The sequence below is a fragment of the Nocardioides sp. NPDC057577 genome, from assembly GCF_042801335.1.
Classification (GTDB): domain Bacteria; phylum Actinomycetota; class Actinomycetes; order Propionibacteriales; family Nocardioidaceae; genus Nocardioides.
Genome location: NZ_JBHVGB010000253.1, coordinates 1 through 6,196, shown reverse-complemented (window position 1 = coordinate 6,196; position 6,196 = coordinate 1). Strand labels below are relative to the sequence as shown.

Sequence of the window (6,196 nt, the reverse complement as noted above, 5' to 3'; positions counted from 1 at the left end):
CCCCCGGAGGGAACGGCGCCACGTGGCGTACCAGCCGGATCAGCGGCTGAGAGGCTCCTCGATCGCCGAGTGACGGTGATCGTCGAAGTCGTGACCGTCGACCTGGTGACCCTCGTGGGTGGCCAGCTCGTGTGCCACGTGCTCGGCGTGGTGGTGCGCCTCGCTGAGCTCCTCGGGGGTCGGCTTGTCCACGTCGTGGTCGTAGTAGAAGGCCCGGAGCTTCGCGCGGAACGACAGCTTGCCGTTCTTCTTCAGCTCCGGCTCCTCGCCGACCCGGCCGCGGTCGCGGACGGTCATCGCGTAGGCCTCGCCCTCGGGAAGCGGCAGGTGCTTCTCGTGGTAGGCGCCCTCCGGCGTACGGATGACCGTGCCGGTCTCGTAGCCGTGCAGCAGCTTCTCGTTGTCGTGACGCTGCAGCGAGATGCACCAACGACGCGTGATGATGAACGCCACGATCGGACCCAGGAACACGAACGCCCGCAGGAAGTAGGTGATCTGGTTGATCGAGAGGTCGAACTTGATCGCGATGATGTCGTTGCCGCCCGCGGCCCAGAAGCCCGCGTAGAACGTCATCAGCGCGACGAACGTGGCGGTGCGGGTCGGAGCGTTGCGCGGGCGCTGGAGCAGGTGGTGCTCGCGCTTGTCGCCGGTGATCCAGGCCTCGATGAAGGGAAGCATCAGCACGACCATCCAGGCCGCCATCGGCAGCACGATGACCGGGAAGAAGATGTTCCACGACCAGGTCGAGCCCCAGAAGTGCGACTCCCAACCCGGCATGATGCGCAGCGCGCCGTCGGGCCAGCCCATGTACCAGTCAGGCTGCGAGCCCGCGGTGACCTTGGTCGGGTCGTAGGGGCCGAACTTCCACACCGGGTTGAGCGAGAAGAAGGCGCCGAGCAGGGCGGTCACACCGAAGGTGATGAAGAAGAAGCCGGTCATTTTGGAGATGTAGTTCGGCACCATCGGGTAGCCGACGACGTTCTTCTCGGTGCGTCCGGGTCCGGGCCACTGGGTGTGCTTGTGGTAGATCAGCAGGATCAGGTGGGCACCGATCAGCGCCAGCAGCAGCGCCGGGATCAACAGCACGTGGATCGTGAACAGGCGCGGAATGATGTCGTCGCCTGGGAACTCGCCTCCGAACAGGAAGAACGACATGTACGTCCCCACGATGGGGACCGCCATCATGAACCCGTCGGCGGCCCGGATGCCGGTGCCGGAGAGCAGGTCGTCGGGGAGCGAGTAGCCGGTGAAGCCTTCGAGCGTGCCGAGGAGCAGCAGCGTCGCGCCGATGACCCAGTTGATCTCACGCGGCTTGCGGTGCGCGCCGGTGAAGAAGACGCGCATCATGTGGATCATCATCGAGGCGATGAAGAGCATCGCCGCCCAGTGATGGACCTGGCGCAGCAGCAGACCGCCGCGTACGTCGAAGGAGATGTCCAGCGTCGAGGCCATCGCCTCGGACATGTCGATGCCGCGCAGCGGCGCGTAGGAGCCCTGGTAGGTGATCTCGGCCATCGAAGGCTTGAACCACAGGGTCAGGAAGGTGCCGGTGACCAGCAGGACCACGAAGCTCCACAGCGCGATCTCACCCAGCATGAACGACCAGTGGTCGGGGAAGATCTTGCGGGAGAGGAACTTGCTCAGACCGCCGATGCCGAGGCGCTCGTCGGCCCAGTTCGCCGCCGCACCCGCCTTGGTCGGCTTGCCCGCCGGGGCAGCGGCTTCGGTGCCGTTGCTGGCGGCAACCTTGGACGTGTCGGTGCTCACTGGCCGCCCTCCTTGTAGCCGTACTGCTCAGCATCGGCGGCGTGGTCCTTGGACCAGTCGTCGAAGATCGTGTCGATGTCGTAGGTGTTGCGCTCCCAGAAGCTGACGCCCACAGGCTCAGGGTAGTCCGAGAGGGCAACCAGGAAGCCGTCCGCGTCGACGCCCAGGGGCAGCTGCGGGAGGTGCCGGCCGGCCGGGCCGAAGATGACCTTGCCGTGGTCGGCCAGGTCGAAGGTCGACTGGTGGCACGGGCACAGCAGGTGGTGCGTGGTGCGCTCGTTCAGCGAGATCGGGCAACCGACGTGGGTGCAGATCTTGGAGTAGGCCACGATGCCGTTGACCGACCAGTTGCGGGTCACGTCGTTGTCGATGTCGTTGGGGTCCATCCGCAGCAGGATGGTGGCCGCCTTCGACTTGGCGATCTGCAGCGGCGCGCCGTGCAGGCTGCCGTCGAAGATCGTCGCCGGCTCGGCGTTGACCAGGTCACCGACCTCCAGGTCGCCCGGGCGGATCGGGGTGCCGACCACGTCGCGTACGACCCGCACGCCGGCATCCCAGACGGTGTGCTCGAGACCGGCGCCCGGGTAGGGCTGCTCCTCGGTGATCTGGGCGTTGGTCTGACCCAGGTCCCTGAGGATGACGACCGCAGGCAGACCGAGTAGGGCGGCCGAACCGATCATTGCGTTGCGGATGAAGGGACGACGGGCCATGCCGGACTCGTGGAGCGCGGCCTTGAGCTCGGCGACGGCGGCCTCGCGGGTGGCCGGGGAGGAGGCAGCCGGGTGGCGATCCTCGGAGTGCTCGATGTCGATGACGAGCTTGCGGGCCCACTGGATGACGCCGATGCCGAGGAAGAGCAGGGCGAAGCCGAGGCTCGATCCCAGCGCCAGGTTGGAGGCGCCGAAGCCGGCCCAGACGTCACCGTCGTAGCCGGGCTCGATGGCGAAGTAGGCAACGACGAACAGCACCGAGCAGATCGCCGAGAGAGCGAAGAAGAGGCTCACCTGACGCTCGGCGCGCTTCTCCGCCTTGGGGTCGACGTCGGTAGGACGCCAGTGATGCTCGTGCATACCCGGGTCGGGCAGCAGCGCGTCGGTGTGCGCGTTGAGCTCTGGGTGCGAGTCGTCGTGCTTCTCGATCTCGCTGAGGTCGCTGCTCACTTGGCAGATCCCTTCTTGGTCTGGTTGGTGCGCGTGGTGTGCGCGGCGATCCAGATGGCGAAGGCCACCAGGACGCCGAGCCCGACCACCCAAGCGACGATACCTTCGGTCACCGGACCGAGCGCGCCGTTGTTGAAGCCGCCGTAGTCGGGCTGCTCCCTCATCGACTCGACATAGGCGATGACGGCCTTCTTCTCCTCCGGGCTGATGTTGCCGTCGGAGAAGGTGTCCATCGACTGCGGACCGGTCAGCATCGCCTGGTAGATGTGCCGCGGGTCGGTGTCGAGGATGCTCGGCGCCTCGCCGCCGCGCGGCATCGCGCCGCCGGCACCGGTGAAGTTGTGGCAGGCGGTGCAGTTGGTCAGGAAGATCTGGCCACCGAGGGCGACCGCTTCCTCCCTCTCCTCATCAGAGGCGAAGGTGTCCGGGTCGTACTGCTCCCGGTCCGGGACGGCCGGGCCGGGGCCGAGGCTGGCGACGTACGCGGCAAGGGCGTCGATCTCGTCCTGGTTGAAGCTGGGGTCCTTGACCTCGACCTGGGCGCCGGGCTGGGCCATCGGCATCCGGCCGGTGCCGACCTGGAAGTCGACGGAGGCGGCACCGACACCGATCAGGGAGGGGCCGTAGAGCTTCCCGTTCTGGGTGGTGATGCCCTCGCCGTTGGAGCCGTGGCAGGTGGAGCAGTTGATCATGAAGAGCTCTTTGCCCTCGGCGACGAGAGCAGCGTTGTCCTTCTCCTGCTCGGCCTGGGAGGCCGGGGCGAGCGCGGCGTACGCGCCGCCGGTGCTCAACAGGGCGACCAGGAGCACGGCGGCACCGGCCAACGGGCGGCGACGGTGCCGCGACAGTCGACCGACGGAGCGGTTCAGTAGACGCACATTCAGTCCTTGGTCACTTGAGGAGGTAGATGGTCGCGAACAGGCCGATCCACACCACGTCGACGAAGTGCCAGTAGTAGGACACGACGATCGCGGAGACGGCCTGCTCGTGGGTGAAGCGCTTGGCGACGTAGGTCCGGCCGAGCACGAAGAGGAAGGCGATCAGGCCGCCGGTGACGTGCAGACCGTGGAAGCCCGTCGTCAGGTAGAAGACCGAGCCGTAGGGGTCGTCGGGACCGGTGATGCCGCTGTTGAGGGCGATGCCCTCCTGCACCAGGGCTGCGTACTCGGTCGCCTGACCGGCGATGAAGACCGCGCCCATGAGGTAGGTGAGGATGAACCACTCACGCAGGCCCCACAGGCGGATCGCGAGCAGGGAGCCCTTACGTCCGACCTGGCCGCGCTCGGCGGCGAAGACGCCGAACTGGCAGGTGAACGACGACAGCACGAGGATGGTCGTGTTGACCGCCGCGAACGGGATGTTGAGCCCGTCGGTGTTCGCCTGCCACTGCTCGGGGCTGACCGCGCGGATCGTGAAGTAGGCCGCGAACAGCGCCGCGAAGAACATCAGCTCGCTTGCGAGCCAGATGATCGTCCCCACGCTGACCATGCTCGGACGGTCGTGATGCCCGTGCAGGCGGGCTGTTGGAAGAGTCGATACTGTCGCCACGCCCGCCATTATGTCCTGCCCCTTTCCCAGAGTCTTCTTGGGACCCTGTGTGTCGTGTTTCAGGGTGCTGCTACACCTTGAGACACCGCTCAGGTTCCAGGTGTGACATGTGGCCGCAGGGCATGGTGTTGGCGCTAGCATCGGGGTGTGACCGACACCACCTCGAATTCACTGAAGATCCTCGTCTACAGCGACGACGTCGACGTACGCAAGCAGGTGATCCTCGCTCTGGGGCGCCGCCCTCATCCCTCCCTCCCGGAGGTGGAGTATGTCGAGGTGGCCACCGAGCCGGCCGTGCGCGCGCAGCTCGATGCCGGCGGCCTGGCGCTGGCGGTGCTCGACGGCGAGGCCGCCCCGGCAGGCGGGCTGGGGATCGCGAAGGCGGTCAAGGACGAGGTGCCGGACGCTCCGCCGATCGTGGTGCTCATCGGTCGTCCTCAGGACGCGTGGCTCGGCACCTGGTCGCGTGCGGAAGCCACCGTGCCGCACCCGCTCGACCCGTTCGAGCTGGCCCGGACGGTCGTGGGGCTGTTGCGGCCCGTTAACGTTGGCGCATGACGTCCGCGCCCAACTCCTGGCCCGAGGTCCTCACCACGCTGGTCGCGGGACAGTCACTGTCCGCGCATCAGGCGGCGTGGGCGATGGAGGAGATCCTCTCGGGAGAAGCGACGCCCGCGCAGGTCGCCGCCTTCGCGGTCGCCCTGCGCGCCAAGGGCGAGACCGTCGACGAGCTCGCCGGGGTCGCCGACGGGATGTTGGCCAAGGCCAACCCGATCTTCGTGCCCGGGCGCGTGCTCGACATCGTCGGCACCGGTGGTGACCGGTCCTTCTCGGTCAACATCTCCACGATGTCGGCGATCGTCGCGGCCGGTGCCGGGGCCAAGATCGTGAAGCACGGCAACCGGTCCGCCTCCTCCAAGTCGGGATCGGCCGACGTGCTCGAGGCGCTCGGCATCCGGCTCGACCTCGACGTCTCCCGCGTCGGTGAGGTGGCTGAGGAGGCCGGGATCACCTTCCTGTTCGCCGCGGCCTTCCACCCCGCGATGCGCCACGCCGCCGCCGCGCGGCGTGAGATCGGCATCGCCACCGTCTTCAACCTGCTCGGCCCGCTGACCAACCCCGCGCGTCCCGCGTCCTCCGCGATCGGCTGCGCGGATCCTGCCGCCGCCCCCGTGATGGCCGGCGTCTTCGCCCGGCGTGGTTCTGACGCCTGGGTCTTCCGCGGCGACGACGGCCTCGACGAGCTCACCACCACCACGACCTCGCACGTGTGGATGGTCTCGCAGGGAGTCGTGACCGAGGCGACCGTCGAACCCCTCGACCACGGCATCGGCCGCTCCACCGCCGAAGACCTGCGCGGCGACGACGCGGCCTACAACGCCTCGGTCGTCCGCCGTCTGCTGGCCGGGGAGAAGGGGGCCGTACGCGACGCGGTGGTGCTCAACGCCGGCGCTGCCCTCGCGGTCCACGACGCCGGCTCCGGCAGCGTCGACGAGCGGCTCGCGGGGGGCATCGCGCGTGCTGCTGACGCGATCGACTCCGGGGCTGCTCAGGCAGTCCTTGACCGGTGGGTCGCGGCTACTTCGCGCTGAGGCCCTCGGGGGGCTGTAGATGATTTCGCGCCGAGTCGGCGCAAGCGCACCCCACGCCCCCCGCCCATGGCGCCCACGCGGGCCGCTGAGCCCACGCGGCGCCCCCCCGAAGCGCCACGCGGCGACACG

The 6,196-nt window shown here is 68.2% G+C and carries 6 protein-coding genes; 2 read left to right on the top strand and 4 right to left on the bottom strand.

What is annotated here, in order from left to right:
• Positions 1-39: 39 nt before the first annotated feature.
• Genes ACFU7D_RS28150 through ACFU7D_RS28135 form a run of 4 tightly spaced genes read right to left on the bottom strand, consistent with a single transcriptional unit; the run spans position 40 to position 4,484 of the window.
• Positions 40-1,767 (bottom strand): cytochrome bc complex cytochrome b subunit, encoded by a 1,728-nt coding sequence (locus ACFU7D_RS28150; RefSeq protein ID WP_378729139.1) that lies wholly within the window; start codon positions 1,765-1,767, stop codon positions 40-42.
• On the bottom strand, positions 1,764-2,927 hold the full coding sequence (locus ACFU7D_RS28145; protein ID WP_378729140.1) for a Rieske 2Fe-2S domain-containing protein: 1,164 nt from the start codon (positions 2,925-2,927) through the stop codon (positions 1,764-1,766). The genes ACFU7D_RS28150 and ACFU7D_RS28145 overlap by 4 nt, the downstream gene beginning before the upstream one ends.
• The gene (locus tag ACFU7D_RS28140) at positions 2,924-3,805 is read right to left on the bottom strand and encodes a c-type cytochrome (RefSeq protein WP_378729141.1); all 882 of its coding nucleotides are present in this window, start codon (positions 3,803-3,805) and stop codon (positions 2,924-2,926) included. The genes ACFU7D_RS28145 and ACFU7D_RS28140 overlap by 4 nt, the downstream gene beginning before the upstream one ends.
• A 13-nt stretch (positions 3,806-3,818) precedes the next feature.
• Positions 3,819-4,484 (bottom strand): heme-copper oxidase subunit III, encoded by a 666-nt coding sequence (locus ACFU7D_RS28135; RefSeq protein ID WP_378873509.1) that lies wholly within the window; start codon positions 4,482-4,484, stop codon positions 3,819-3,821.
• Positions 4,485-4,622: 138 nt separating this feature from the next.
• Between ACFU7D_RS28135 and ACFU7D_RS28130 the strand changes: the two genes are divergently transcribed.
• Positions 4,623-5,033 (top strand): hypothetical protein, encoded by a 411-nt coding sequence (locus ACFU7D_RS28130; RefSeq protein WP_378873507.1) that lies wholly within the window; start codon positions 4,623-4,625, stop codon positions 5,031-5,033.
• On the top strand, positions 5,030-6,067 hold the full coding sequence (gene trpD / locus ACFU7D_RS28125) for an anthranilate phosphoribosyltransferase (RefSeq protein ID WP_378729144.1): 1,038 nt from the start codon (positions 5,030-5,032) through the stop codon (positions 6,065-6,067). The genes ACFU7D_RS28130 and trpD overlap by 4 nt, the downstream gene beginning before the upstream one ends.
• Positions 6,068-6,196 lie beyond the last annotated feature (129 nt).

Bases quoted from the DNA above. Each gene is read 5' to 3' on its own strand.
- ACFU7D_RS28135 (WP_378873509.1), bottom strand. From the start codon at position 4,484: ATGGCGGGCGTGGCGACAGTATCGACTCTTCCAACAGCCCGCCTGCAC.
- trpD (WP_378729144.1), top strand. From the start codon at position 5,030: ATGACGTCCGCGCCCAACTCCTGGCCCGAGGTCCTCACCACGCTGGTC.